Raw genomic sequence first — 25,219 nt, forward strand, 5'->3', positions numbered from 1 at the left:
AATTGGAAGCCATCGAAAGGGAGTTGTTAATTTTTCGGCTATTCTTCGTCAGGTCGAAGTTGAAAACGCTTTGCCAGATCCTGTATATTGGGATTAATGCTTCGCATTTTGATAAACTTTCCTTTTGCATCGAGCGGCTTCTGGGGTTTTTCCAACACCGGTTTTTGAGATTCATCCACCTGCAGATCGAGCATTAATTCGTTGCACTTTAGTTCTTGTCTTAAGTATTCTATCAAACCTGTCTCCGTTTTAATGGTGTCCACCGCCAGCCTGGATCCCACTATCACCCTGATTTCCTTCTCCTGCACCTCCAAAAGAGCATTCGTTAACGTGAGCCTGAAAGTATCCGATTCCGATTCTGTTGCGTATTCGTCCCAGGCTTTTTGCACTTTTTCAATCTCCAATTCAATTTCCTGGTTCCGTAAATCCTGATCGTCGTTTACCTTAACTTCTGCCAGTAAATTATTGATGTCAATCTTTTCCACTCCATGTTTACTGGATGATTTTTTTAAGGTTTTTTCGGAATGGGAAGGTTTTAGATTGACCTCCTTTACAGGTGTTTCCCCGGGATCAGAGACTTTTAAGTCAGCCTTAGGCGATGGTTCTTCGGCCTGGGTTATGGCAATCGCTTCAGGATTTTTTTTTTCATCCTCCTTGCTAACCACCTTTTCCCCTGTCGATAATGAAGGTATTTCAACCACCCGCTGGATATAAAGCATCTTCAATAAAGCTATCTCTACATGAAGACGTTTGTTCCGGGCCATTTTAAATTCAATATCACAATCATTGGCAATATTGAGGGCCGTCAATAAAAAGGAATTGCTGCAAATTTCCGACTGGCGGGCATATCGCTGCTGCAGGTTTTCGCCTACTTCAAGGAGTTTTATGGTTTGACTGTCTTTGCATACCAACAAATTCCGGAAGTGCTCCGCCATTCCATTGATGAAAATATCAGGATCAAAACCCTTTTTTAATATTTCATCAAAAGTATTCAGGACGGAAGCCGAGTCCTCTGTCAAAAATGCTTCGGTCATTTTAAAAAAGTAATCATAATCCAAAATGTTCAGGTTTTGGATTACGTCATCATATTTTAATTCATTTCCTGAAAAAGCAATGATCCGGTCAAATATGGATAAAGCATCCCGAAGAGCGCCATCTGCCTTTTGAGCAATTACATGCAAAGCATCCTCATCGGCTTTAATCGATTCCTTCTGACAAATTTCCTGGAGGTGCTTTACGGTATCTCCCACCTGTATTCTTCTGAAATCAAATATCTGGCAACGGGATAAAATGGTAGGAATAATCTTATGCTTTTCGGTAGTCGCCAAGATGAATACAGCATAAGAAGGCGGTTCTTCCAGGGTTTTTAAAAAAGCATTAAATGCCTGTTGCGATAACATATGCACCTCATCAATGATGAAGATCTTATATTTCCCCTGTTGGGGTTGAAACCTTACCTGTTCAATCAGGGCCCTTATGTGTTCGACACTGTTATTGGAAGCCGCGTCAAGTTCCGTAATATTGAATGATGTATTTTCCTTAAAAGATTTACAGGATTCACAGGTATTACAGGGTTCGAAATCCGTTGTGGGACTTTTACAATTGAGTACTTTGGCCAATATCCTGGCACAGCTCGTCTTTCCTACTCCACGAGGACCACAAAACAAAAAGGCATGAGCCAGGTGATCACTCTGAAGGGCATTCTTCAAAGTATGGGAAACGTGCTCCTGCCCAACGATTTCATCAAATCTGGTCGGTCTGTATTTTCTCGCCGATACGACAAAGTTACTCATGTAAAATATTTATGTACCAAAGTTAAGGTGTATATATTGATTAGTAGAAAAAATGAACCACTTTCCTTAAAACCAATAATTATTTATTTTAAACATGCAGAAAAAACATCATATTATAAATAATGTCTGAAAAAATATTTCACTTTATTATTTTATTTAATATATTTGCTCTGTGTTCATCTTAAAACACAAAATTTAAACAGTACTCACCCATAAATCTGACCAGCCAACTTCTGGTCAACTGTTTACTTTTTAGGCTACCTACTCTATTATCTATTCGTTTATTATTGTCAACAATAGATAATATACCTTACACAAAATATTTCTCAAATCCTCCTGCTTTACAAGGAGGAGAGTTTCTTTTTGTTTTCAGCAAAACAGTATAATCTTTGAAAAATTTCAGGATTATTAAAGCATTTTAAATACCTAAAACACTATAAAGGGATTGTGGTACTACCCCTTACACTATGTATTTCACTAATAAAAACCGTCTGGCCGTTTTGTGTTCAGGCGGTTTTTTATTTTAAAATCGGCAATGTTTTATATTAAATAAAAATCGGTATCGAAAATGCATCCGATACCGATTCTTATTTTTTTCAGCCTGAAAGAGGTGGTCATTGATTAAATAACACCTTAATCTTATCTTCAAGTTCATATTCATTGCCCGGAGAATATCCGGAATGTACATCTACGATATTTCCATTTTGATCCACTAACAGGGTATGAGGAATGGATTGAAAATTCAAGGTATTTTTCAAAGCCTGGTTAGCATCTGACAAAATGATGTATTCCCATCCTTTTGATTCCACAATTGGCTTCACTTTTGCAAGAGCCCGCTGAGTATCTATGGTGATAGCAATAAGTTGCATATCGTATTCTTCCTGCCACTCGTCATATAAATCAGCAATGGCATCCAGTTCAGTCTGGCAAGGTTTACACCATGATGCCCATAAACTGATTACCGTAATTTTACCTTTTTCAGCATCCGATCCAACATATTGAGTTAGATTGGTCACCTGGCCGTCCAGGGTTCTGATCTCCGTATCGGGAAGCTTTTGATTTCCATCATGCCTAACAGCCTGGTCGTCAGACTGAGAAAAAAGTGAAAAAGAAAAAGTACTCAAAAAAAGTACGGCAAGTAAAAATTTGTTTAATCTCATTTTAATTCTTTTTATTTTCTAAATTTAGAGTCAATTCGTGTTTGCAAAATGACTAAATTGGGTGTTTATTTTTTTTACCGCTAAATTTTAAGGAAAATTACACCCTCAACCATAAATTTGACGGATAATATGGTAATCGTCACGAAAGAAACGAAAACAAAACTAAACTATTCTAATGAAACAGATTAAAGTTTTCTTAAAATCGCTTTTCCTTCTGTTATTTTGTCACCTGGCCAACGCTCAGGAAAACTCAGGAGGGCGAATTTCGGGTAATCTGGAGGCAAACAGCAACTTTTTTATTAAAGATACCAAAATAGGGGCTTTTAATACGCCTCAATACGAACATGAGTTGTTCGGAGCCGATGCCTGGATGAATCTCAATTACAGCAATTGGGGATTTGATTTCGGCCTGCGCTTTGATATTTATAATAATTCTTTTCTTCCTGACCCTAAAAATTCCTTTACGGATGAAGGAATTGGTCGCTGGTATATTACCAAAAAAATCCAGGACCTGGAAATTTCAGTAGGGTACCTCTATGACCAGGTTGGCAGTGGGATCATTTTCAGGGCTTATGAAGAAAGACCTCTTTTTATTGATAATGCATTAAAAGGGATCAGGCTGACTTATGATCTTACTCCTGACTGGAAGATCAAAGCTTTCACCGGAAGGCAAAAAAATGTTTTTGATGTTTATCAATCCGTTATTAAAGGAGGAAGCATAGAAGGATATTTTAACGGAGGAGAGGAAAGCAACTGGTCCAGCGCCCCGGGTTTAGGAGTGGTTGGGCGCACCCACAGTAAGGAATCCATTGACCAGTTGTACTCCACCATTGGCAGTTACACGTCTCAGGATACGGTAAGCATCCAGTACAATACCTATGCCTTTTCAATCTACAACACCCTCACTGTAGGCAAACTGGGATGGTATGCCGAAGCAGCCTATAAAACGGAAGAAGTATTTTTTGATAATTATGCTGAAAAACACAATTGGGATGGCAAAATTTCCCAGGGAAAATTTGTTCGTCGCCCGGGTACGGTATTTTATTCGAGCCTGAGTTATGGGACAAAAGGGTTTGGAATCAATGTCGAAGGCAAACGAACTGAAAATTTTACCTTTAGGGCCAATCCTTTTCTACAGCTCAATAAAGGGATGTTGAATTTTCTTCCGCCCATGACCAGGATCAATTCTTACCGGCTGACCTCAAGATATGCTGCGGCTACCCAGGACCTTGGAGAACAAGCTTTCCAGGCAGATATTAATTACAACCCTTCGAAAAAGCTAAATTTCAACTTAAACTTATCCAATATAACGGATCTTCACAATCTCCAGTTGTATAGGGAATTGTATTTTACGGCCAAGTATAAATACAAAAGAAAATGGGAACTGCTCGCCGGCATTCAGTTGCAGCGATACAACCAGGAAGTTTATGAAATCCATCCTGGAGTTCCCATCGTCGAAACGCTCACTCCGTTTTTTGACTTCACCTATAAAATATCCAGGAAAGAGGCACTCAGAATTGAAGGTCAGTATATGAAAGTCGGTCAGGACGACCACAATGGTGGAAAGCAGGACTACGGAGACTGGCTTTTTGGGTTGGCAGAATTTACCATCGCTCCCAAATGGACCTTCTCTGTTTCAGATATGTTTAATATAAATCCCGGAGTAGCTTCCCCTGAGAATGTGAATGGGGAAAAAGAATCCATACATTATCCGAGGTTCGATATTTATTTCACGCAAAATGCCAACAGATTTTCGCTGAGTTATGTCAAACAGGTGGAGGGGATTGTTTGTTCGGGAGGTATCTGTCGTTTAGAACCGGCATTCAGCGGAATAAAATTTACCGTAAACTCCTCTTTTTAATTTAACAAAACAAGGAAGTATCATGCAAAAAATAAAAATATTCCTACTGGCCATTCCATTTATATGTTTTTCCTGCCATGAAACCATTGTTCCCATTACCATCATTCAACCTGAAGGAGACCGCGTTGTTTTGATGGAAGAATTTTCCGGAGGAAGTTGTGTACCCTGCGCCAATGCACACGCGGAAATCCAAAACCTGTTGGCTGTTTATCCGGACAACCTGATCGTGATAACCATGCATACTTTCGTAGGCGGACAAGGAAATCCGGTACCGGGCAGTACCTATGATTTCAGAAACCAGGAAGCACATGACATCCTTGAAAATTTGGGTTACCCGGAAGGAATTCCCTCCGGAATCATCAACAGGAAATTATTTGACACTGAACCAGATCTTCAACTGGGTCTTCCAAGTTGGCCTGGATATATTGCCTCAGAAGTGGAAATCCAACCGAAATTGAGCGTTTATGTTGAAAATGAGTACGATCAAAACACGAGAAACCTGGTCATACGCGTTAATCTTTTACCCCTGGAAGACCTGCAGGGCGATTTACGTTTGACGGTCGTAATCACAGAAAGTGGTATCATCAATAAACAACAGACCCCAGATGGTGTTGTAGATGATTATGTACACAATCATATTTTCAGGGATGCCATTTCTTCCACGGAAGGGGACGTATTGGGAACGCTAAAATCACAAGAAGAAAAATTGGTAACTTATTCTTATACTTTGCCGGAAGCAGATGGATCCGGTCCGTGGATTCCTGAAAATTGTGAAATCATTGCCTTTGTGAGTTATGCAGGCCAAGGCGGTGGAATAAAAGATGTATTGCAGGCGGGACACGCCAAAGTCATTGAATAAAAATTAATTGATGAAAGGAACCTTCAGGATTGCTACCATTTCAGGGATACCGTTAAGGATGCACTGGACTTTCCTTTTTATTTTGGCCTGGGTGGGCCTGGCAGGGATGGATAACCAGGGGCAGTTGAAATGGGGCCATTTATCCAATTTACTTCTATCTGTTCTTACCCTTTTCGCCTGTGTCATTTTACATGAACTGGGACACGCCTTAATGGCGCGCAGGTATGGAATAAAAACCCAAAATATAGTTTTGCTCCCCATTGGTGGAGTGGCCATGCTGGAAAGACTACCTGTTGAACCGAAACAGGAATTATTGGTCGCATTTGCCGGCCCAGCGGTTAATTTTTTAATAGCGCTGATCTTTTTTCCCTTTTTACTTACCATGGATCCAGCCCTGTTAAAGGATATGACCTCCTTTTTATTCAATATTAAAGAAGGCGCTTTTCCACCTTTTAGGGTCACTTTTATTAACTGGTTCTTATTTTTCCTGGTTTCCCTAAACATTATTGTGGGAATTTTCAACCTGATCCCGGCCATGCCAATGGATGGAGGAAGAATTTTAAGAGCCCTGCTTGCCATAAAATTGCCTAGACATAAGGCAACTCAAATTGCTGCTACCATCGGGGCAATTATTTCGGGTTGCATCGTAATATTTGGAGTATTTGAATTTAACTGGATTCTGGTTTTGGTTGGATTGTATGTTTTTACTTCCGCCTTCGGAGAATTCAAAACTATTAAGAATGAACTTTTCTTAATGGAAAATAAAGTGAGCCAGTTGATGGACACAAATTTTACAACGGTAAATGAAAATACCTCTCTTTCAAAGATATTGGAAGCCTTTTCCAATCAAGACCTCAATTACATCATTGTAAATAATGAAGAAGAACGGGTGGTAGGCATTCTAACCGAAAAAACGGTTTTGGAAGCGGTAAAAAATGCCGTAAATCAAAATACAGCAATCGGTTCCTTTTTTCCCTTTCCCGTATTGCAAACAGAGATAAATGAAAGCCTACAAAATGCTTTACATTCCATGTACAAAAATGAAAAATCAGCTCTAACGGTAATGAATGGAAAAGAACTAATAGGTGTAATAGACCGTGAAACCATTCATCATTTTTTAAAATAAACTGACATTAGTTAAGCCCAAGCTTTGCAGCAACGAATACCATAATATCCTCTGATTCCTCAGCAAAAAGTATGGCATTAAAAACGCTTGAGTCAAAAACCATAATATATCCCTGATCCTTTGCTACGGAATTAATAGCATTTTGGGCTTTTTCCATAATGGGTTGTAATAGTTCATTTCTTTTTTCCTGAATCTTTTGGGATACCTCCTGTTCATAAGCCTGAATATCCGTTTGCTGCTTTTGCAAAGCCTTCTCAAGATCAGCCTGTTCTTTTGGCGCCAAATCACCAGCTTGAACTTGATCATAATAATCCGTCACCTTCTTTTGAAAATCGCTTGCCATTTTCTCTCCTTTCGCTACAAGTTGTTTTTGATACTCTTCCAAAGTTTTGTCAGCAGCCTTGGTCTCTGGCATGGCAGAAAGTAAATTTCCAAAATTTAAATGACCATATTTTTGGGCAGAACCTATAGATACTGAAACCAATATAATAGAAAATAAGAGCAAAAGCTTTTTCATGATAATCTGATTTGATGATAATAAAAATCAAAGATAATTTAAGTCAGAAAGTTAATCTACTATTTAACATTACAATAACTCATTTAATAAAACAAAAAGTTTGTTTAAATTAGCAATTTTAAAACATAAAGTTTATATTTGTAAAACTAATCGTTTTAAAAAAGGAGTTATGGCCAATAAATATTTACAGATCATCCAATCAAAAGTCAACGATCAGATTGATGAAATAAAAATTAAGGTCCGGCAAATCACCGAAAATATCCGACAGCTTGTAAGAGCCTATTGGTTCAAAACCGTCATGCTTGGTATCCTGGTATGGATGTTTCTCATTAAAGATGTAAGCATTAATTTGAACTTAAAGGCCCAGGCCGGAAATAATGCTGCTATTCAATATATTGAAAGCCCTTCGGGATTTCAGGAGGATCAAGCTATCCCACAAAATACCTCCCTGCTAAACAGAGATGAAAATAGAACTGGAGAAAATACCCGTTTTGAGACCGGGAAAGCAGACAACCCCATGAACACTTATTCAAATCTTCCGTTTTCTGAAAATTCATTAGACCTGTCTGAATCGGAATTAAAAAAACTGGAAAAAATAAAGAAGCAAAAAGCCTATGTAAAAAAATATTCGGCAATGGCTAAGGAGGAAATGAAAACTTACGGCATTCCGGCCAGTATTACCCTGGCTCAAGGTTTATTGGAAAGTAATGCGGGGGAAAGTAAACTGGCCGTAGACAACAATAATCACTTCGGATTAAAGTGTTTTTCCCGGCAATGTAAAAAAGGACATTGCAGTAATTTTACAGATGATTCACACAAGGATTTTTTTAAAATTTTCAAGGAACCTGCGGACAGCTATCATGCGCACAGCAAGTTATTAAAAAACGGAAGCCGATATTTCTCCCTGTTTAAAATTAAAAAAGCTGATTATAAAGGATGGGCAAAAGGCCTTAAAAAAGCCGGATATGCAACAGACCCGAATTATGATAAAAAACTTATCCGCCTGATTGAGGAATTGAAGTTGTATAAATATGATAAATAATATCAATATATTTAAATTTCAAATTAAACACTTTGTAGTAAAAAAATCGCTTTAAAAAGCCATCCATCGCCCTGTGCTTTATGCTGCCTGACGCGGTAGGAAGCCAGGCTAAGGAAATACAAAAAAACAAAGCTACAGGGCTTTCAGCCCTTTCTTGTGGCCGTTTATTGATTTGACTTAAAGGCCAGGGGTCCTGATGATATTTTACCCAGTGCCTGCCTGACGCCGCTGGTTACTGTATATACATAACTTACTTTTTACTGAGGTTCAATTTAATTCAACCCATTTCAGGGTTGTTATTCTTTTTGTTTGACGCAGCATTTCATACTGCGTTATTAAAATTAATGCCCGTTAGGCATTTTATGTGAAGGTTTACCCATTTGTGTAGGCCAATACCGTTTTTTTCTCAAGCCTATTCCCGACAGGGAATCAACCTGCCGCAGGCAGGTATTAATGGCAATGGATGAAATCCATTGTTTAAAAAATTAATTTGGCAACCCTGCCTGGCAAAGCCGACGGCAGACAGGCATGAAAGGGTTGAATAGTATCTACCCAAAAGTAATATTTGTGTATATACGGTAGACACCGCAGGCAGGCTAAAGCACTGGACAATGAAAATATCGCTAAAGCCCCGGGCAATGAAAATTTTATTCTTATCTAATCTCTTTAATCCTTTCTGGTTCACTAAAAAGAAACGGCTATCATTTTGCTGGCAAAATTTTTCCGGAAGCTTCTCCAAATCCTATCCTGACCCCATCTTTTTCGCACCATCCTTTCATTACAATGGTATCACCATCCTGAATAAATTTCCGTTCACTGCCATCGGGCATTTGAATCGGTTTGGTTCCTCTCCAGGTAAGTTCCAGCATGGAACCGAAGGAACCTGGATCTTTTCCACTAATCGTACCTGAAGCATAAAAGTCCCCTACGTTAATATTACAACCGTTCACGGTATGGTGTGCCAATTGCTGACACATATTCCAGTACATATATTTAAAATTCGATCGGGTAATGACTTTACCTTGCCCGGCTTCAGGATGAATTTCCACTTCCAGTTGAATATCATAATTTTTGGCCCCTTCAAATTGTAAATAGGGCAGAACCTCCGGTTCCTGTTTTGGACCGGTCACCCTGAAAGGTTCCAGGGCTTCGAGGGTAATCACCCATGGGGAAATCGTGGAAGCGAAATTTTTTCCCAGGAAAGGTCCCAGGGGTACGTATTCCCAACTCTGAATATCTCTTGCCGACCAGTCATTGAATAAGATCAACCCAAAAATATAATCTTCGGCCTCACCGATGGCAACGGAATCTCCCAGTGCTGTTGGCTTGCCAATAACAAATCCCATTTCTAATTCATAATCCAACAATTTACTGGGTCCGAAAACAGGATGGTCATTTCCAGGAGGCATCATCTGTCCTTTGGGCCGGTGAAATGGAGTACCGGATACTACAATAGAAGAAGATCGACCATGGTATCCAATGGGTATATGTCGCCAATTGGGCATTAGGGCATTTTCAGGCCCCCTAAACATAGTGCCCACATTAGTGGCATGTTCAATGCTTGAATAAAAATCAGTATAATCACCGATTTTTATGGGCAATTGCATGTCCACATCCTTCATGTTTACCAGAAATTGATTCCTTTTCGACTCACCATTCCACTTGCCGGGAATGTCCTGCAATATTTCAGAAAGCCTGTTTCTTAATTCAGAAGTTTTATCTTTCCCCTGAGCCATGAAATCATTCAAATAGTCATTTTCAAAAACAGAGGTTTTTATACTCAGGCCATCCAACAACCCCAGGTATTCAACCTCTACCAGGTCAACTACGTATTCTCCAATCGCTGAACAAACTCTTTTCTCTCCAAAGGTGGTTTCAAAAATGCCAAATGGTAAGTTTTGGATAGGGAAATCTGATCCCGGCAGAACGTCTACCCAGGATTTTAAATTTGGATGATTCGCTTTTATCATTTCTTTGCTTTTAGAATAATTTGGTTAATACATTGGGCAGCCACAATCCGCTACCCGACAGGCCGAAATAGTCATTATTATGATGATTAATATTATCAGGTTCCACCTGTATTTTTTGATATTCATAATGCTGAATTTTGCACCTTCAATTAATACCTTTGAGGCTGACGATGGATAAAATGATAAAGGTAAAATGATAATTTATCAATTTAAAGTATTAGTCCATAATCCCCGTTCATAAAATTAGCTGGCCTTAAAAAAAAGGTTTTTACTGGCCTGATTCATCCAAAAATTGAAATCAATTTAAAAATTTGAAAAAATTACCTGCAAAAATTCTTGTTTCACCCTTGGATTGGGGGCTGGGTCACGCTACCCGCTGTATTCCTATTATTGAAACTTTTATTGAAAATGGAACAGAAGTCTTGATTGCCGGTAACGGAAACTCTCTTGAATTATTAAAAAAAGAATTTCCAAATTTAACCTATTTTCAACTGCCCGGTTACCATATCCATTACTTTTCCAATAATATGTTTATTAATATTCTGCTTCAACTCCCAAAATTATTCATAGGGGTGGTTGGAGAATATTTTGCTATCCAGAAAATTATTAGAAACCATTCTATCGAATTATTGATTTCGGATAATAGATTTGGTTGTTTTTCAAAGAAAGTAAAAAGTGTTTTTATCACCCACCAGGTCAATATCCAAATTCCTTTTACACCACTGAAATTTTTGGTAAATTTTTTAAACAGATCCTTAATAAGCCAATTTGATGAATGTTGGGTTCCTGATTCTCCGTCGATTCGTTTGAGTGGAAAATTATCAGAGCCGAAAAACCTGGAAAATGTAAGGTTCATTGGTCTGCTTAGCCGTATGAAAAAAATTTCAATAAAGGAAAAATGGGATCTGGTAGTTGTCCTTTCCGGTCCTGAACCTCAACGAACACGGTTTGAAAAAATGATTTTGGAGCAAGTCATTCCCCTGAAAATTAATACCATAATAATACAAGGCATTGTAGAAAAACGCGTTCAAAAATCTGTTTCCGAACACGTCAAAATAATTTCATATTGCACCACAAGAGAATTAAATGAAGTGATGTCCGCGGCTAAAATAATCCTTTGTCGATCCGGATACAGCATCCTGATGGATTTGGTAATGCTACAAAAAAAGGCCATTCTCGTGCCCACGCCTGGTCAAACGGAGCAGGAATATCTTGCGGAGTATTTGTTTGAAAAAGGTATTTTTTACCGGCAAACGCAGAAAAACCTGGATATTAAAATAGCCCTTGCCGAAGCTGAACATTTTTGCGGGTTCGATGGAATGTCAGCAAAAAATAAATTTCGTATATTGTAAATCAAAATCCTAATGATGAAAAAATCATTTTTAAAAGGCCTTGTAATATTGAATATGATTATGCTATTCAATCAATGTACGGAGTCTTCGAACGTTCCTCAAATTAATGAAACCGCAACGGCGGAAAAAAGTGATACCACTTTATTTGACGAAGCATTGGCCAAAAGGTTGGAGGCTGATGAATATGGTATGCATTCTTATGTAATGGCCTTTTTAAAAGCGGGGCCAAACCGCTCCCAGGATAGCCTTGAAGCGGCAACATTACAACGTGCCCATCTCGATAATATCACCAGAATGGCTGAAGAAGGAACCCTGGTAGTTGCCGGGCCATTTTTAGATGATGGGGTAGTGAGAGGAATTTATATTTTCGATGTAAAAACCATCGAAGAGGCCCGTGCACTAACCGCAACGGACCCGGCTATCCAGGCTGGCAGGTTGGAAATGGAGCTTCATCCCTGGTATGGCCCAGCTGCCTTAGGATTGGTCCAAGAAATCAGTAAAAAAATTGCTACAAAAGGAATTTAAGGACTGTCTGAAAAATAAATTTATAAGTGTATTATTGGGTTAAATCATACTGGATCAAATCCTGGCCCAAAACCTATTGCTTTATTCCCCTTTTTTATTGAACTGGGTCATGGTATGGTCCAGACCAATGGTGGCAAAACTCTTGACGGTTTCCGCTGCAGTTTTTAAAATTTCAGGAAGCTTGTCTTTTTCGGAATCAGACCATTCTCCTAACACAAAGTCTACCTGGCCTTTCCTGGATTGATCTCTTCCGATGCCAATTCTCAACCGCGCATAATTATTCCCTCCACACATCTTGTCAATATCTTTGAGTCCGTTATGCCCGCCATCGCTGCCTTTTCCTCTTAACCGCTGAACGCCAAAATCCAGGTTGAGATCGTCAATAATGACCAAAAGATTTGATTTTTCAATTTTATGCTTTTGCAGCCAATACCTCACGGCCTTGCCACTTAAGTTCATATAAGTGGATGGTTTGAGTAAAATAAAGGTTCTTCCCTTGAATTTAAATTGAGCAATATCCCCGAGTTGGTCGTTTTTGAATTCCACTTCAAATTCCTTAGCCAGAGCATCTACTACCTCAAAACCGATATTATGCCTGGTGTTATCATATTTAGCCCCCATATTACCGAGGCCTGCAATTAGGTATTTCATTGGATCAGGTTCTATTTCTTTTATGCCAAAAAGTCTTTTTAGCCAATTCATGAAAGTTTTTTATTTTTTTTTGCAAAAATAGAATGTTTTAAATGAAAACGGCGTTTATTCCACAAGGTTTCCCTTTTCCCTCCATACGAATACACCATAATCATAACGAAAATTTTTTATTCATGCGTAACATCCAAATAGCCCTCGTTGTTTTTGTTTTACTCCTGCCCAATTTTTGCAGATCCCAGGAAATACCTGAATGGTTAAACGGCGTCTGGGAAGGAGTGGGTTACCAGGCTCCCACCAACAGCACCTGGAGAATTGATCTAAGCTATGATAAAAGTAAAGATTCAATCTCTATTGGCTACCCTTCCCTGAATTGCAGCGGACATTGGGAATTGCTTGACGCCCGGGAAAACAGACTGGTATTTGTGGAAAAAATTACTGAAGGGGTTGACAATTGCGACAATAATGTAAAGGTTGTGGTCAATTACGTGGATGAAAATTATATCAGTATAGCCTACTTCATTCCTTTAATTTTCGATAATGTTGTGGCCTATTCCGTATTGAAAAGAAAGCAAAAAAAAATAAAGAAAGTCTGATTTAAAAATCAAATAAGGTTGGCGTTTCAGGGGTTCGGTTGTGTAGTTCAGGAAAATTGTTCCTCACTGAATTTACCTTACCGGATACCCTGTAAATATCCAGTAGGCCATCGGAAGGTGTTTTTAATATTTCCAAAACTTTTTCCAAAGGTTGATCTTTCAGCCAGGACTCCCAGACTTCTTCTGTTTCAAGAATTACCGGCATCCTGTTATGGACTGTGGACATTTCCCTGTTAGGTGGCGTTGTAATGATGGAAAAACTTTTTACAATGGTTTTGCCATCGGTCCAGCTGTCCCAAATTCCGGCCATAACCATCAGTTGATCCTCCTTCATCCTGATACGGTAAGGTATTTTTTGTCCTGCTAACCTTTTCCATTCATAAAAACTATCCACCACTACCAGGCAACGACGATTTTTGATGGGCGTTTTAAATGAAGGCTTGTTTTCAATTCCTTCCCTCCTGGCATTGATCAATTTTCCGCCTCCGGAACTGTCATTGGCCCAATAGGGCACAAGTCCCCATTTAAAAGACTGAAGCTTTTGAGGCTGATCATTTGTAATCACATAACTATCCTGGGTTGGAGCTATGTTAAAATTTATCTTTAAGTCATGATCCAATTCCAGTGTTTCTCCAAAAGTTTCTTTTATTTTTTTTGCTGATACAGCAAACGAAAAGCGTCCGCACATGTTTAAAAATGTTTATTAACAAGTTAAAAATACAACTATTATAACACATTATGAATCAGTTCCTTACAAAAAAAATTATCCACATGGATTTTGTGGATTAACGTTAATCTAACCATTAATTGTCCACACTAATCCACAAAAGGATAAAATAAGGGAAAAGTGATCGGTGGAAAACTTTTATTATGGGGAAAAGCCGGGATGATATCCACAGAAAACAAAAGTTATCCATAATGGTGGATAAATATATTTATCAAGATTAGGACAAATCAACAGGCTGTGCATAAGTTTGTAATTTATTAGTAATCAGCAGTTCTATATGTTAACCCAATGTGTATAAATTGTAAATGACCATGGATAACTTTTTGAAAAAATTTATGTCACTTTATTTATCCACGAATTCACATCAGTAATAATAATAGGGTTTTTTAAAATTATATTAATAAAGATTATTAAAGGGGATTATGAAAAATGAAATTGAATCAAAAAAAAATAAAGACTACGCTAGTATAGTCCGGTTGTGGCTGATCGTAGGATTGATCATGATATTTGTGCAGGTTATCCTGGGCGGGATTACCCGTTTAACGGGCTCAGGGTTGTCTATAACGAAGTGGGACATAGTAACCGGAACCCTACCTCCACTTAATGCCGAACAATGGACTGAGGCCTTTGAGTTGTACAAGGCGACCCCTCAATACGAAAAGATCAATGAAGGCATGGAACTGGGACAATTCAAATTCATATTCTTTTGGGAGTACTTTCACCGGCTTTGGGCACGATTAATGGGGTTTGTATTTATCATTCCATTCCTTATTTTTTGGGCCAAAGGGATGATAGACAAAATTTTAATGAAACGCCTGGGCACGGTATTACTGCTGGCGGCAGTGGTTGCCTCTTTTGGATGGATCATGGTGGCCAGCGGGCTGGAGGACAGGCCATGGGTCAATGCGTATAAGCTGTCCCTGCATTTATCGCTGGCTTTTATCCTTTATAGTTATTTGTTATGGGTCATTTTTCAGACGCTTAATATAAAAAAAGAGGTTATCAACAACAAGGTGTTGAAAAGGAATACTTTAGCCATTTTGGCGATAGTTGCAGTTCAAATAATTTTAGGAGGAATCAACTCGGGAATGAAGGCAGGATTGTATTATCCTACCTGGCCGGACATGAATGGATTTTTTATTCCTTCCATCCTGACCAACAGCGCGAACTGGACTGTTGAAAACCTTGTGAATTACGATCAATTCTCCTTTATGCCGGCTATCGTTCAATTTGTACACAGGTTGATAGCTTACTTATTGATAATCATTGGTTTATGGTATTTTTTAAAGGCAAGAACATTAGAAGTTTCAACACGTTTTAAGGCCGGGTTGTTATTGTTCGTAAGTATGTTGATCATCCAGGTATTGTTAGGAATATTTACGGTAATCTATTGTTTGGGCAAGGTACCATTAACGCTTGGAGTACTGCATCAGGCAGGTGCATTATTATTGTTAAGTATTTTACTCTTTTTGTTGTATTTGCAAGGCAAAAAGAACACTTAGTTTTTAGTGTGGATAAGCTGTGGATAAGTGTAAGTTTTCAACGTTATCCACATAAATAAAAAGGGCTGACAATTTTAATTGCCAGCCCTTTTTATTTTGTACGAGGAATTTATTATTTAAACTTGTCAGGCAGTAATCGATTCCGCGATCTTTTGATAGACGCCCTCTTTTAATTTAACGGCAATTTCCTTGAAAGCTTCGATGGTAATTTCGATTTCTTCTTTGGTATGCACTGCTGTGGGGATCAATCTCAAAAGGATCATTCCTTTTGGAATCACAGGATAAACCACCAGGGAACAGAATATATTATAATTTTCACGCAAGTCTTTTACCAGGACAGTCGCTTCAGGAATGGATCCGTCCATGTAAACAGGCGTGACACAGGCACTGGTATTTCCGATGTCAAATCCGTTTTCAACCAATCCTGTTTGCAAAAGTCTAACATTCTCCCAAAGCTTTGCTTTGAGTTCAGGTTTTGTTCTCAGCAGCTCAAGACGCTTCATGGCACCAATGACCAATGGCATAGGGAGCGATTTGGCAAAAATCTGTGAACGAACATTGTAACGCAGATATTCAATGACATCTTTTTCACCACCTACAAAAGCACCAATGCTGGCCATGGATTTTGCGAAGGTGGAAAAATACAGGTCAATACCATCCTGCACACCTTGTTCTTCCCCTGTGCCAAATCCTGTTTCGCCCTGTGTACCGAAACCATGGGCATCATCTACCAACAAACGGAAATCAAAACGATCTCTGAGTGCTACAATTTCTTTGAGGATTCCCTGCTCTCCTCTCATTCCGAAAACGCCTTCGGTAATTACAAGAATTCCTCCGCCACTTGCCTCAGCTATTACTTTGGCCTTTTCCATTTGTTTTTCGAAACTCTTAATATCATTGTGTTCGAATGGAAGACGCTTGGCCAATTGCATGCGAATGCCATCATAAATACAGGCGTGATTATCTTTGTCATAAACCACTACATCATGACGATCCAATAAGGCATCTATGATGGACATGATTCCCTGGTATCCAAAATTGAGCAGCATAACTTCTTCTTTTTGGATAAAATCGGCCAGTTGACTTTCGAGTTGTTCGTGGTATTTGGTTTCACCTGTCATCATCCTTGCCCCCATTGGAGCAGCAAGTCCCCATTCTTTAGCGGCTTCGGCATCTGCCTTCCTGACTTCAGGATGGTTGGCAAGGCCAAGGTAATTATTGACACTCCACACAATTCTTTCTTTTCCCTGGAATGTCATACGGCTTCCTATCTCTCCTTCCAATTTTGGAAAAGTAAAATAACCGTGTGCATAAGAAGCCCATTTACCTAAAGGGCCTCTCTCTTCTCTGAGCTTTTGAAAAATATCCATTATAGATGTTTTTATTTTTCTGTTTAATTTTATCAAAGATGAAGTGAATATTTACACAAACACCTGTTTATAAATGAAATGCAAAATTAGCCATTGGCGTGAATATTAGTGATTTTTAAGGGGTTTATTTTTAAGGAGCTATTCCGATTTCAAAGGCAATAAAAAAAGGCAGGCTGGCCCGGAATCCCATTCCGAACCAGCCTGCCTAGGTTGAATTTTATGAATTACCAGGTTTTTTCAGCTTTGGTTTCATCTACCCATTGGCTCCAGTTTTTATTGTAAGTATGAACCTTACGGGTAATTAGTCCATTTTTGTCGACAACATTATTGCCGCGGTTTACCCATTCAAAAATACTGCCGTATAAATTATTGACATCTGTGTAGCCCATTTTTTGAAGCCGTTCTCCGATCTTTTCACTTCGATACCCCACGGAGCAATACACTACAATTTTGGAATCTTTCGGTATTTGCTGAAGAGCGGTGGAATCGAAATGATCAAAGCCAATCCATTGAGCTCCTTCTATATGGCTGACGTCGTATTCTACCTTCTCCCTTGCATCCAGAATCACTACCTTTTCTTTTTCATTTTTTAGCTGATCCACATCCATTACGGGTACACTGTAACTTAACAGCTGGTTTACTTTTTGATCAAATTTTTCATCCATACAACCGGCATTTAATTGCGGATCTTTCTGAGCACATCCCGAAAACGGAAATGTAAAAATCAATAAAAAAAGAGAGATGAATGTTAATTTCATTTTTCCTGCTTTGGTATATTTTTTAGACGTTCATTAGAAACGACCGGGTACAATAATCCACAAAAAAATCAGGTCAGCCATTTCATTCCAGCTGTAAGGGACCCCGGCCGACATTGTCTTTTATCCACATCCCGTTTTCGCAAAATGGGGCAAGTGATGATGTAATAAACTCTTGTACCTGGTTTTTTATTTCATGGGGGTATAAAAGATGCAAATTAGGGCCGGCATCCAGACTAAAATACAAAGGGAGTTTCGTCTCTTCCCTAAAGCGTTGAATTTTTTCAATTAATAAAAGGGTGTTTGGTTTAATTAGAATATAAGGCGGATTTGAACTCATCATCAGGGCGTGTAAAACGAGGGCTTCACTTTCTGCTATTTTACCAAAGGCCTCTACATCTCCATTGCGTAAAATTTGCTGAAGATTGTGTAATCTGCTTCTCGCCTGGGCATATCGGTTTTCTGCATAAATATTTCCGTCCATCAATCCATGTCCCGCCCGACTGGAAACGGATTTCTCTCCCTTGCTCACAATGAGTATGTCATCATGGTAGGTAGTGAAAACAGCATGGGGATCTTCAATTGGAATGGCAAAAAGATCAGAGGATCCTTCCCATTCATTGGCCTGTCCCCAAAGCGCCAGATTTGGGTAAATGGAACGACAGGCACTTCCAGATCCCAGGCGTGAAACGAAAGAAGCTTTTTGTCTGAAAGCGACATCATCTTCGAGTGTTCCGAAGAATTGATGTTCCAGGCTACAAAGGCATAATGCCAAGGCACTCATACCTGATGCCGAGGAAGCAATGCCGGCGGAATGAGGAAAAGAATTGGAGGATTGGATATCGAATTGTAATTGACGCAAAAAAGGAAAAATGTCGGTGATACTTTGAAAAAAAGCTGTCGTCTTTTTTTTGAATGTTTCATTTGAACTGCCGTCAAAAATAAAATTGACTTCTATTTCATTGGAGGCATTTTCTTTTGGTCGGTAAGAGAGCGTTGTTTCCGAATAGGCATTTTCCAGGGTAAAACTAATGGAAGGATTTTTAGGAAGTTGTATTCCGTGTTTTCCCCAATATTTGATGATGGCAATATTGGAAGGACTCCTCCAGGTGATTTTGCCTTCTTTGACTTTTGCCGATTCTATGATGAGTTGTGAATTATTATAAGTAAGCATGGTTATAAATTTTAACAAAGATACTTTTTTACAAAATCAAGAAGAGGGAAAAAATGTATACGAAATATATATAAGTAATAATAATATAATTATTATTTAATGTATTATGGGAAATTTTACCGTAAAAAACAGAAGTCAAAAATCATTATTTTTCTCGTGTTCACACAGAATACCATTCTTAGGGGTGATAAAGGCTATGAAATATGGAAAATACTGAGAAAAATAGATTTTTTTCATTTTTAGTAAAGTTTACATTTTTGATTGTTTTTTGTAGAAATCACTAATTTGAAAATAAAAGAGGAAATTAAAATTTTCAAAAAGATCATTTTTTTGAAAATACGGCTTTTTGAAAATAAAAATAAAAATAGAAAAAGGTAATTTTATACTTACGGTCTCTTTTACAAATCTGTTATTTGGACTGGAAATGATAAGAAGGCTTCTTTATTTTTTGATTGTTCCTTATTTTTCATGACTCTAAAAAGAATGTCTGAATGAGGCCACACTTTTATTCATAAATGATGTTACAGGTTAATTATGGTTTAACAAATATTTTTTTATTTTTTATTAGGTCCCCCCAAAAAAAATTGTTCCATCTGCGTAACAAAAAAGTATTGGTTTATGACATTTAAACTATATAAATAAACTTTCGGAACACCAGTTGATCATACTATTTTTTTAAAAAACAGATGGCTGTGCACAACAATCAGCTCTAGTTTTAAGGACAGGAAAGGTTTCTATAAAAAGAAAGAATGAGCAAATTATGTTCAATTCATTCTTTAGTTACCCGAATGTTCCACGTGGAACATTCGGGTATAAATCAGATCTTGGTGAATTATTTAGATATTTCAAAAAAGAAAGTAGGGGAAAAGGGGAGGGTTTAGAATTTATCCAGGAGGAATTTCTTGAACGAATCAAAGTCAACAGACATTTGAAAGGCCTCTTTTTTTAAGGAAGTCAAACTGTTTATTCGTTCCGGAACTTCAATTTCATGCCCTAAAATATCTTCCATGTCGTCTTTGAATTTAGAAGGGTGGGCTGTTTCGAGAATGATTCCCGTGGTATTTTTATGCTCCTTTTGATATTCTTTTAGGGCTAAGTATCCAACTGCTCCATGTGGATCCAGAATGTAACCATAAGAATCTTCCACTTCTTTGACGGCCTTTCTTGTTGCGGAATCATCAAAAGCATAACCAGTAATGGCTTCTTTCATAATGTTCCACGTGGAACATTCATCACCATTTACCGCTTTAAAAAGGTCAAGCATACGGGCGAAATTGGATGGATTGCCCACATCCATTGCATTGGAAATGGTTCTGATGGAAGGTCTGGGTTCAAATTTTCCGTTGTCCAGGTAGGCAGGTACAACATCATTGACGTTAGTGGCGGCGATAAAATGATGTACAGGTAATCCCATTTTTTGAGCCAAAAGCCCTGCGGTGAGATTGCCAAAGTTACCGCTTGGGATGCAGAAGACGACGTCCTTTCCATAACCTTTGACTTGTTTCCAGGCTTCGAAATAATAAAAAGACTGGGGAATAAGCCGTGAAATATTGATGGAATTGGCCGAGCTAAGTTGAAGATTGCTGTTCAATTCGTGGTCTAAAAACGCTTGTTTTACCAGCGCCTGGCAGTCATCAAAAGTGCCGTCGATCTCTAATGCGGTAATGTTTTTACCCAGGGTGGTCAATTGTTTTTCCTGAAGCATACTGACTTTTCCGGAAGGGTAGAGGATGACCACCTGGATGCCGGGAGTATCGTAAAATCCTGCAGCCACAGCGCCGCCTGTGTCACCAGAGGTAGCAACAAGGATGATCAAATCCTGATGCTCATCCTTGTAAAAATAGCTCATAAGCCTTGCCATGAAGCGGGCACCGAAGTCTTTAAAAGCTAAAGAAGGTCCATGGAATAACTCCAGTATATGTTTCTGTTCATCCAGTTTAACTACCGGGGCGGGGAAATTGATCGCTTCCTCCACCATTTTTTTGACCGTTTCATCAGGAATGCTTCCCTGGAAAAGAGCTTTGCATACTTCATAACCAATCGCTTCAAAGCTATAATCGTCAATATTTTTAAAGAAAGATTCAGGTAATTTGGGAAGGATGGAAGGCATAAATAACCCCTTATCTTCAGGTAAACCTTTTAAAACAGCTTCCTTTAAAGTCACTATATTGGATGGGTTATTGGTTGAATACAATTGCATCGGTGATATGTTTTTACAAAAAATGGAGTTCTTTTCTTTATATGTTTTAACCAGTTTTTAATACTTTATAGCCCCTTCCTGGTTGATCTTTGAGACATAAAGGGTGTGCCCGATTTTAGCATTTCTGAAGATTTCCTTCATCACTTCTCCTACATTTTCAGCATCCAGGCTGTTTGCCGAAAGGGCAAAAATAGACGGGCCTGCTCCTGAAATGCTGCATCCCAAAGCACCGGCTTTCATTGCCGCTTCCTGGACTTCGTAAAAATGAGGAATCAATTTTGCCCGCTGAGGTTCTACCAATACATCTTTTAAAGACCTTCTTATGAGTTCCAGGTCGGCATTATACAGGCCAATGATCAGGCCACCAAGATTACCTCCCTGGCGAATAGCCTCCTTAAAAGGTACTTTATCGGAGAGCATGGTGCGGGCGTCTTTGGTGAGAATATTCACTTCGGGGTAAATAACACTGGCATATAAACCGGCCAAAGAAGGAAGTCTGTGTACATCAAATGTGGCGTTGTCGCGAATAAAAATAATGCCCCCGATTAAAGAGGGAGCAACATTATCAACATGGATTGAACCACTCGCGAGTTCTTCACCAAGGGCCGCAAAAGGAAGTAGTTCTCTTTTTGAAAGTGGTCGTTTTAGCAGTTCGTTCACCGCCATAACACCGGCTACCGCACTGGCGGCACTTGATCCCAAACCACTTCCAAAAGGCATTTTTTTATGGATCTCTAATTCTATGCCGCGATTTTGTTCTCCCAGGTGTTCCAATAATTTTAGAGCAGCCAGGCCGGCAGTATTTCTTTCCACCTCATAAGGCAGTTTTCCATCAGCTCCGGTTATCTTCGTAATACGTAATCCTGGCTTATCGGAAAGTCGGGCAATGATCTCATCTCCCGGTTTTTCCAGGGCAAATCCCAATGTATCAAATCCGCAAGCCACATTAGCTACAGAAGCGGGCGCAAAAACCTTAATTCCAGTACTCATTTATCTTAAGTTATTGGTCATCAATTTTTCTAATAAAATCAGGTGATGAAATTTCCAATTTTGATCACCTCGGCAAAAACCCCTGCTGCGGTTACTTCCGCCCCGGCCCCTGGTCCGCGTACTACCAACGGTCTTTCCTTGTAACGTTCCGAGGTAAAAACGATCATATTGTCGCTTCCATCCAAAGTGTAAAACGGATGGGTTTGATCTACTTCCTCTAACCCTATGGTCGCTTTACCGTTTTCGAGTTTAGCCACCATTCTCAATACACAGTTTTTATCCGATGCCTTTTTTAGCATTTGATCGAAATAATCATCCGCTTTTTTTAGCTCGACAAAAAAGTCATCCACTGATTTTGCCTTACTACATGCTTCGGGCAGTATGTTTTTTATGACGACATCTTCTGCTTCAATATTCAATCCTGTTTCCCTGGCGAGAATGATCAGTTTTCTTCTGACGTCAATGCCGTTGATATCAATTCTCGGATCGGGTTCAGTAAATCCTTTTTCTTTGGCAAGCGTGACCAATTCACTGAATTTCGTTCCTGCTTTGAAATTGTTAAAAATAAACGAAAGTGAACCCGATAACACCCCTTCAATTTTTAGAATAGAATCTCCGCTGATCATCAGGTCGTTCAAGGTTGAGATGATCGGAAGTCCGGCTCCGACGTTGGTTTCATACATAAACTGAACCCCACGTTTTGCCGCTATATTTTTTAGTCGACGGTATTGAAGATAGGAAGAGGAGGTGGCAATTTTGTTTGGGGTGGAAATAGAAATGCTCGAATCCAATATAGACTCGTAATGCCCAGCGATCATTTCATTAGCCGTATTATCCACAAAGATGGTATTGGATAAATTATTGTCCTTCATTTGTTGGATGAAGGCGGGTATATTACTGTGCTGTGCTGAATTTTGTAAGTCTTCCTGCCATGTATTTAAATTAATGCCATTTTCATTAAATATCATCTTTTTGCTATTAGAAAGGCCGACGACTTTAATTTCAATGGATTGTTGTGATTTCAGGTGGTCAGCATGTGCTTTGATCTGTTTCAATAACGTACTTCCGATCAAGCCCACCCCGATGAGGTATAAATGAAGTTCCTTGGTATCGGAAAGAAAGAAAGCTTCATGCAGGGAGTTTAGGGCTTTAGCCTCGTCGGGCCGATCAATGACAACGGATATGTTTAATTCAGAAGATCCCTGTGCAATGGCGGTAATGTTGATCCCGTTTTTACCAAGTGCCTGAAAAAGTCTTCCTGCGATCCCCGGGGAGTATCTCATATTTTCCCCAATGATGGCGATGACAGAAAGGTTGTCTTCCACTTTTACCGGATCGATCATTCCGGCTTTCATTTCGTATTCAAACGTTTTTTCTATATGTCGTTTTGCTTTTTTTGCCAAAGAAGGCTGGATGGCAAAACTGATGGAATGCTCTGAAGATCCCTGGGTGATAAGAATGATATTGATATCGGCCTGGGCAAGACATCCGAAAAGCCGGCCTGCAATACCCGGTACCCCAAACAAACCACTACCTTGTAAGGTGAGCAGGTCCAGGTCAGTAATAGAGGAGATTCCTTTTACGGGAAGGTCTGTTTTGTCACCTTTGTCCGTAATTAAGGTGCCTGGGTTATACGGTTCGAAGGTATTTTTAATTTGCAGCGGAATGTTTTTATTCAATGCAGGTTGGAGCGTTGGCGGGTAAATGACCTTGGCGCCAAAGTGTGACATTTCCATAGCTTCGGCATAAGTCATGGAAGGAATGGTAAAAGCCCTTTTTACTTTTCGCGGATCTGCGGTAAGTACGCCATTGACATCAGTCCATATTTCCAATAGGGCAGCATTCAGTCCGGCAGCCAGTAAGGAGGCTGTATAGTCAGATCCCCCACGACCAAGGGTGGTAGTAAGATTGCCTTTAGAAGAGGCGATGAAGCCTGTAACTACCTGTACCTCGGGGTGTGAATTAAAATACTCCTTTATATTCTTAAAGGAGAGTTCCATGTCGACATTTGCCGCGCCAAAGTGTTTGTCTGTTTTAATTATTTTACGGGCATCGAGGAACGAAGAGGGAATCCCCGCCTGCTGTAAGGCTGCCTGGATGATAAAACAGGAATTGCGTTCCCCAAAGCTCAAGACATAATCCATGGTCCTGGCCGAAGCTTCCCTTACGAGGAATACACCATGAAGCAGGTTTTTTAATACTTCATGATTTTTCTCCAGTTTTGGCCTTGACATTTTGGCGTTTTCTTCATTCAAAAGGTCATCAATAGTATCGAGGTGTCTTTTGCTGAATGCTCCAAAAAGTTCAAGATACCTTTCATCCCCTTTTGATGCCAGGCGACTCATTTCGATTAGTGAATCTGTTACTCCTCCGAAAGCTGAAAATACGACTGCAAATTTTTCTCCTTGCGTATAATAATCTTTCAAGATGTCAAGTATCATCCGAATGCGCTCTGGTTTGGCAACGGATGATCCTCCGAATTTTAATACCTTCATGATGTGAATTTTTATGACCGGTCAGGACTGAAGTGCAAAAGTATATTTTTTTTTGGAGTAATGCTATATAGGGCGAGGACCTACAAGGTGATTGAGATCAAAAATTGTGTGGAGTTACGAGATTCAGGAATTTTATTTATGATGTTTCAGTAGGAGAAGAGCTTCATCTTCTTTTTCTTTCATAATCTTTTGCTCTTCTTCAGTTTTATCACCATAACCACAAAGGTGCAGCACTCCGTGAATGATGACCCGATGGAGTTCGTTATTGAAAGAAGTGTTGAAAATTTTAGCATTATCTTCGACCCTTTCAACGCTGATGAAAATGTCGCTATGGACGACAGGAGGGTCGCAATAAGGAAAAGTAATGATATCAGTGAGGGTGTCGTGGTTGAGATATTCCACATTCATTTTATGCAGGTATTCGTCATTGCACAAAATGAAATTGAGTTGACGAAGGGAATTATTTTCTTTAGAAATAATTTTTTTTATCCAGTCGGAAATAGCGGCCTGGTTGCCGAGGTTGAAATCGGTTTCTTCTGAGAAAAATTGGATGGTAT

The 25,219-nt window shown here is 39.1% G+C and carries 21 protein-coding genes; 8 read left to right on the forward strand and 13 right to left on the reverse strand.

The features are described 5' to 3' along the window. Positions 1-38: 38 nt before the first annotated feature. The gene (dnaX, locus tag H6571_14185; protein MCB9324885.1) at positions 39-1,793 is read right to left on the reverse strand and encodes a DNA polymerase III subunit gamma/tau; all 1,755 of its coding nucleotides are present in this window, start codon (positions 1,791-1,793) and stop codon (positions 39-41) included. Between the two features lie 614 nt (positions 1,794-2,407). Continuing rightward, entirely contained in the window at positions 2,408-2,953 is a 546-nt protein-coding gene (locus tag H6571_14190; protein ID MCB9324886.1) for a TlpA family protein disulfide reductase, read from the reverse strand. Positions 2,954-3,128: 175 nt separating this feature from the next. Here H6571_14190 and H6571_14195 point away from each other — a divergent pair, with 175 nt between their 5' ends. Genes H6571_14195 through H6571_14205 form a run of 3 tightly spaced genes read left to right on the forward strand, consistent with a single transcriptional unit; the run spans position 3,129 to position 6,799 of the window. Continuing rightward, positions 3,129-4,814, forward strand: a complete 1,686-nt coding sequence (locus H6571_14195) for a hypothetical protein (protein MCB9324887.1) — start codon at positions 3,129-3,131, stop codon at positions 4,812-4,814. A gap of 22 nt (positions 4,815-4,836) precedes the next feature. Next, complete coding sequence (locus tag H6571_14200; GenBank protein MCB9324888.1) at positions 4,837-5,673, forward strand: Omp28-related outer membrane protein; 837 nt, start codon at positions 4,837-4,839, stop codon at positions 5,671-5,673. A 10-nt stretch (positions 5,674-5,683) separates the two neighbouring features. Next, on the forward strand, positions 5,684-6,799 hold the full coding sequence (locus H6571_14205) for a site-2 protease family protein (protein MCB9324889.1): 1,116 nt from the start codon (positions 5,684-5,686) through the stop codon (positions 6,797-6,799). Positions 6,800-6,806: 7 nt separating this feature from the next. Here H6571_14205 and H6571_14210 read toward each other — a convergent pair whose 3' ends face one another. Further along, positions 6,807-7,316, reverse strand: coding sequence for an OmpH family outer membrane protein (locus H6571_14210; protein MCB9324890.1), 510 nt, complete (start codon positions 7,314-7,316; stop codon positions 6,807-6,809). A gap of 169 nt (positions 7,317-7,485) precedes the next feature. On the opposite strand from H6571_14210, the gene H6571_14215 reads away from it, so the two are divergent. After that, positions 7,486-8,358, forward strand: a complete 873-nt coding sequence (locus H6571_14215; GenBank protein MCB9324891.1) for a glucosaminidase domain-containing protein — start codon at positions 7,486-7,488, stop codon at positions 8,356-8,358. Positions 8,359-9,059: 701 nt separating this feature from the next. Here H6571_14215 and fahA read toward each other — a convergent pair. After that, positions 9,060-10,328: a fumarylacetoacetase gene (fahA, locus tag H6571_14220; GenBank protein ID MCB9324892.1), complete on the reverse strand. Its 1,269-nt coding sequence runs from the start codon at positions 10,326-10,328 to the stop codon at positions 9,060-9,062. Between the two features lie 311 nt (positions 10,329-10,639). Here fahA and H6571_14225 point away from each other — a divergent pair, with 311 nt between their 5' ends. Next, the gene (locus H6571_14225) at positions 10,640-11,680 is read left to right on the forward strand and encodes a glycosyltransferase (protein MCB9324893.1); all 1,041 of its coding nucleotides are present in this window, start codon (positions 10,640-10,642) and stop codon (positions 11,678-11,680) included. A 54-nt stretch (positions 11,681-11,734) separates the two neighbouring features. Further along, entirely contained in the window at positions 11,735-12,205 is a 471-nt protein-coding gene (locus tag H6571_14230) for a hypothetical protein (protein ID MCB9324894.1), read from the forward strand. A gap of 81 nt (positions 12,206-12,286) precedes the next feature. Here H6571_14230 and H6571_14235 read toward each other — a convergent pair whose 3' ends face one another. Then, on the reverse strand, positions 12,287-12,856 hold the full coding sequence (locus H6571_14235; GenBank protein ID MCB9324895.1) for an aminoacyl-tRNA hydrolase: 570 nt from the start codon (positions 12,854-12,856) through the stop codon (positions 12,287-12,289). A gap of 173 nt (positions 12,857-13,029) precedes the next feature. On the opposite strand from H6571_14235, the gene H6571_14240 reads away from it, so the two are divergent. Next, entirely contained in the window at positions 13,030-13,449 is a 420-nt protein-coding gene (locus H6571_14240; GenBank protein ID MCB9324896.1) for a hypothetical protein, read from the forward strand. 1 nt (position 13,450) lies between these two features. Here H6571_14240 and H6571_14245 read toward each other — a convergent pair whose 3' ends face one another. After that, a complete protein-coding gene (locus H6571_14245) occupies positions 13,451-14,137 on the reverse strand; it encodes an SOS response-associated peptidase (protein MCB9324897.1) in 687 nt (228 codons plus the stop codon). Between the two features lie 461 nt (positions 14,138-14,598). Here H6571_14245 and H6571_14250 point away from each other — a divergent pair, with 461 nt between their 5' ends. Next, the gene (locus H6571_14250; protein MCB9324898.1) at positions 14,599-15,678 is read left to right on the forward strand and encodes a COX15/CtaA family protein; all 1,080 of its coding nucleotides are present in this window, start codon (positions 14,599-14,601) and stop codon (positions 15,676-15,678) included. 125 nt (positions 15,679-15,803) lie between these two features. Here H6571_14250 and H6571_14255 read toward each other — a convergent pair whose 3' ends face one another. The 7 genes from H6571_14255 to ybeY all read right to left on the reverse strand — a co-directional run bounded on the left by H6571_14255 (position 15,804) and on the right by ybeY (position 25,214). After that, positions 15,804-17,048, reverse strand: coding sequence for a pyridoxal phosphate-dependent aminotransferase family protein (locus H6571_14255; protein MCB9324899.1), 1,245 nt, complete (start codon positions 17,046-17,048; stop codon positions 15,804-15,806). 224 nt (positions 17,049-17,272) lie between these two features. Beyond that, a complete protein-coding gene (locus H6571_14260; protein MCB9324900.1) occupies positions 17,273-17,806 on the reverse strand; it encodes a rhodanese-like domain-containing protein in 534 nt (177 codons plus the stop codon). Positions 17,807-17,888: 82 nt separating this feature from the next. Continuing rightward, on the reverse strand, positions 17,889-18,977 hold the full coding sequence (locus tag H6571_14265; protein ID MCB9324901.1) for a diphosphomevalonate decarboxylase: 1,089 nt from the start codon (positions 18,975-18,977) through the stop codon (positions 17,889-17,891). Positions 18,978-19,854: 877 nt separating this feature from the next. Next, positions 19,855-21,177: a threonine synthase gene (thrC, locus tag H6571_14270; GenBank protein ID MCB9324902.1), complete on the reverse strand. Its 1,323-nt coding sequence runs from the start codon at positions 21,175-21,177 to the stop codon at positions 19,855-19,857. 57 nt (positions 21,178-21,234) lie between these two features. After that, positions 21,235-22,167 (reverse strand): homoserine kinase, encoded by a 933-nt coding sequence (locus tag H6571_14275; protein ID MCB9324903.1) that lies wholly within the window; start codon positions 22,165-22,167, stop codon positions 21,235-21,237. Between the two features lie 38 nt (positions 22,168-22,205). Continuing rightward, complete coding sequence (gene thrA, locus H6571_14280) at positions 22,206-24,662, reverse strand: bifunctional aspartate kinase/homoserine dehydrogenase I (GenBank protein MCB9324904.1); 2,457 nt, start codon at positions 24,660-24,662, stop codon at positions 22,206-22,208. Between the two features lie 132 nt (positions 24,663-24,794). Then, positions 24,795-25,214: an rRNA maturation RNase YbeY gene (ybeY, locus tag H6571_14285; protein ID MCB9324905.1), complete on the reverse strand. Its 420-nt coding sequence runs from the start codon at positions 25,212-25,214 to the stop codon at positions 24,795-24,797. Between the last annotated feature and the right edge of the window lie 5 nt (positions 25,215-25,219).

It is taken from the genome of Lewinellaceae bacterium (assembly GCA_020636105.1).
GTDB lineage: Bacteria > Bacteroidota > Bacteroidia > Chitinophagales > Saprospiraceae > BCD1.

Coding starts and splice junctions, on each gene's coding strand:
- H6571_14260 (MCB9324900.1), bottom strand. CDS start 17,806: ATGAAATTAACATTCATCTCTCTTTTTTTATTGATTTTTACATTTCCG.
- H6571_14235 (MCB9324895.1), bottom strand. CDS start 12,856: ATGAAATACCTAATTGCAGGCCTCGGTAATATGGGGGCTAAATATGAT.
- H6571_14265 (MCB9324901.1), bottom strand. CDS start 18,977: ATGCTTACTTATAATAATTCACAACTCATCATAGAATCGGCAAAAGTC.
- H6571_14195 (MCB9324887.1), top strand. CDS start 3,129: ATGAAACAGATTAAAGTTTTCTTAAAATCGCTTTTCCTTCTGTTATTT.
- H6571_14255 (MCB9324899.1), bottom strand. CDS start 17,048: ATGGATATTTTTCAAAAGCTCAGAGAAGAGAGAGGCCCTTTAGGTAAA.
- H6571_14250 (MCB9324898.1), top strand. CDS start 14,599: ATGAAAAATGAAATTGAATCAAAAAAAAATAAAGACTACGCTAGTATA.
- dnaX (MCB9324885.1), bottom strand. CDS start 1,793: ATGAGTAACTTTGTCGTATCGGCGAGAAAATACAGACCGACCAGATTT.
- H6571_14215 (MCB9324891.1), top strand. CDS start 7,486: ATGGCCAATAAATATTTACAGATCATCCAATCAAAAGTCAACGATCAG.
- fahA (MCB9324892.1), bottom strand. CDS start 10,328: ATGATAAAAGCGAATCATCCAAATTTAAAATCCTGGGTAGACGTTCTG.
- H6571_14200 (MCB9324888.1), top strand. CDS start 4,837: ATGCAAAAAATAAAAATATTCCTACTGGCCATTCCATTTATATGTTTT.
- H6571_14190 (MCB9324886.1), bottom strand. CDS start 2,953: ATGAGATTAAACAAATTTTTACTTGCCGTACTTTTTTTGAGTACTTTT.
- H6571_14245 (MCB9324897.1), bottom strand. CDS start 14,137: ATGTGCGGACGCTTTTCGTTTGCTGTATCAGCAAAAAAAATAAAAGAA.
- H6571_14210 (MCB9324890.1), bottom strand. CDS start 7,316: ATGAAAAAGCTTTTGCTCTTATTTTCTATTATATTGGTTTCAGTATCT.
- H6571_14230 (MCB9324894.1), top strand. CDS start 11,735: ATGATTATGCTATTCAATCAATGTACGGAGTCTTCGAACGTTCCTCAA.
- thrC (MCB9324902.1), bottom strand. CDS start 21,177: ATGCAATTGTATTCAACCAATAACCCATCCAATATAGTGACTTTAAAG.
- H6571_14240 (MCB9324896.1), top strand. CDS start 13,030: ATGCGTAACATCCAAATAGCCCTCGTTGTTTTTGTTTTACTCCTGCCC.
- H6571_14205 (MCB9324889.1), top strand. CDS start 5,684: ATGAAAGGAACCTTCAGGATTGCTACCATTTCAGGGATACCGTTAAGG.
- thrA (MCB9324904.1), bottom strand. CDS start 24,662: ATGAAGGTATTAAAATTCGGAGGATCATCCGTTGCCAAACCAGAGCGC.
- H6571_14275 (MCB9324903.1), bottom strand. CDS start 22,167: ATGAGTACTGGAATTAAGGTTTTTGCGCCCGCTTCTGTAGCTAATGTG.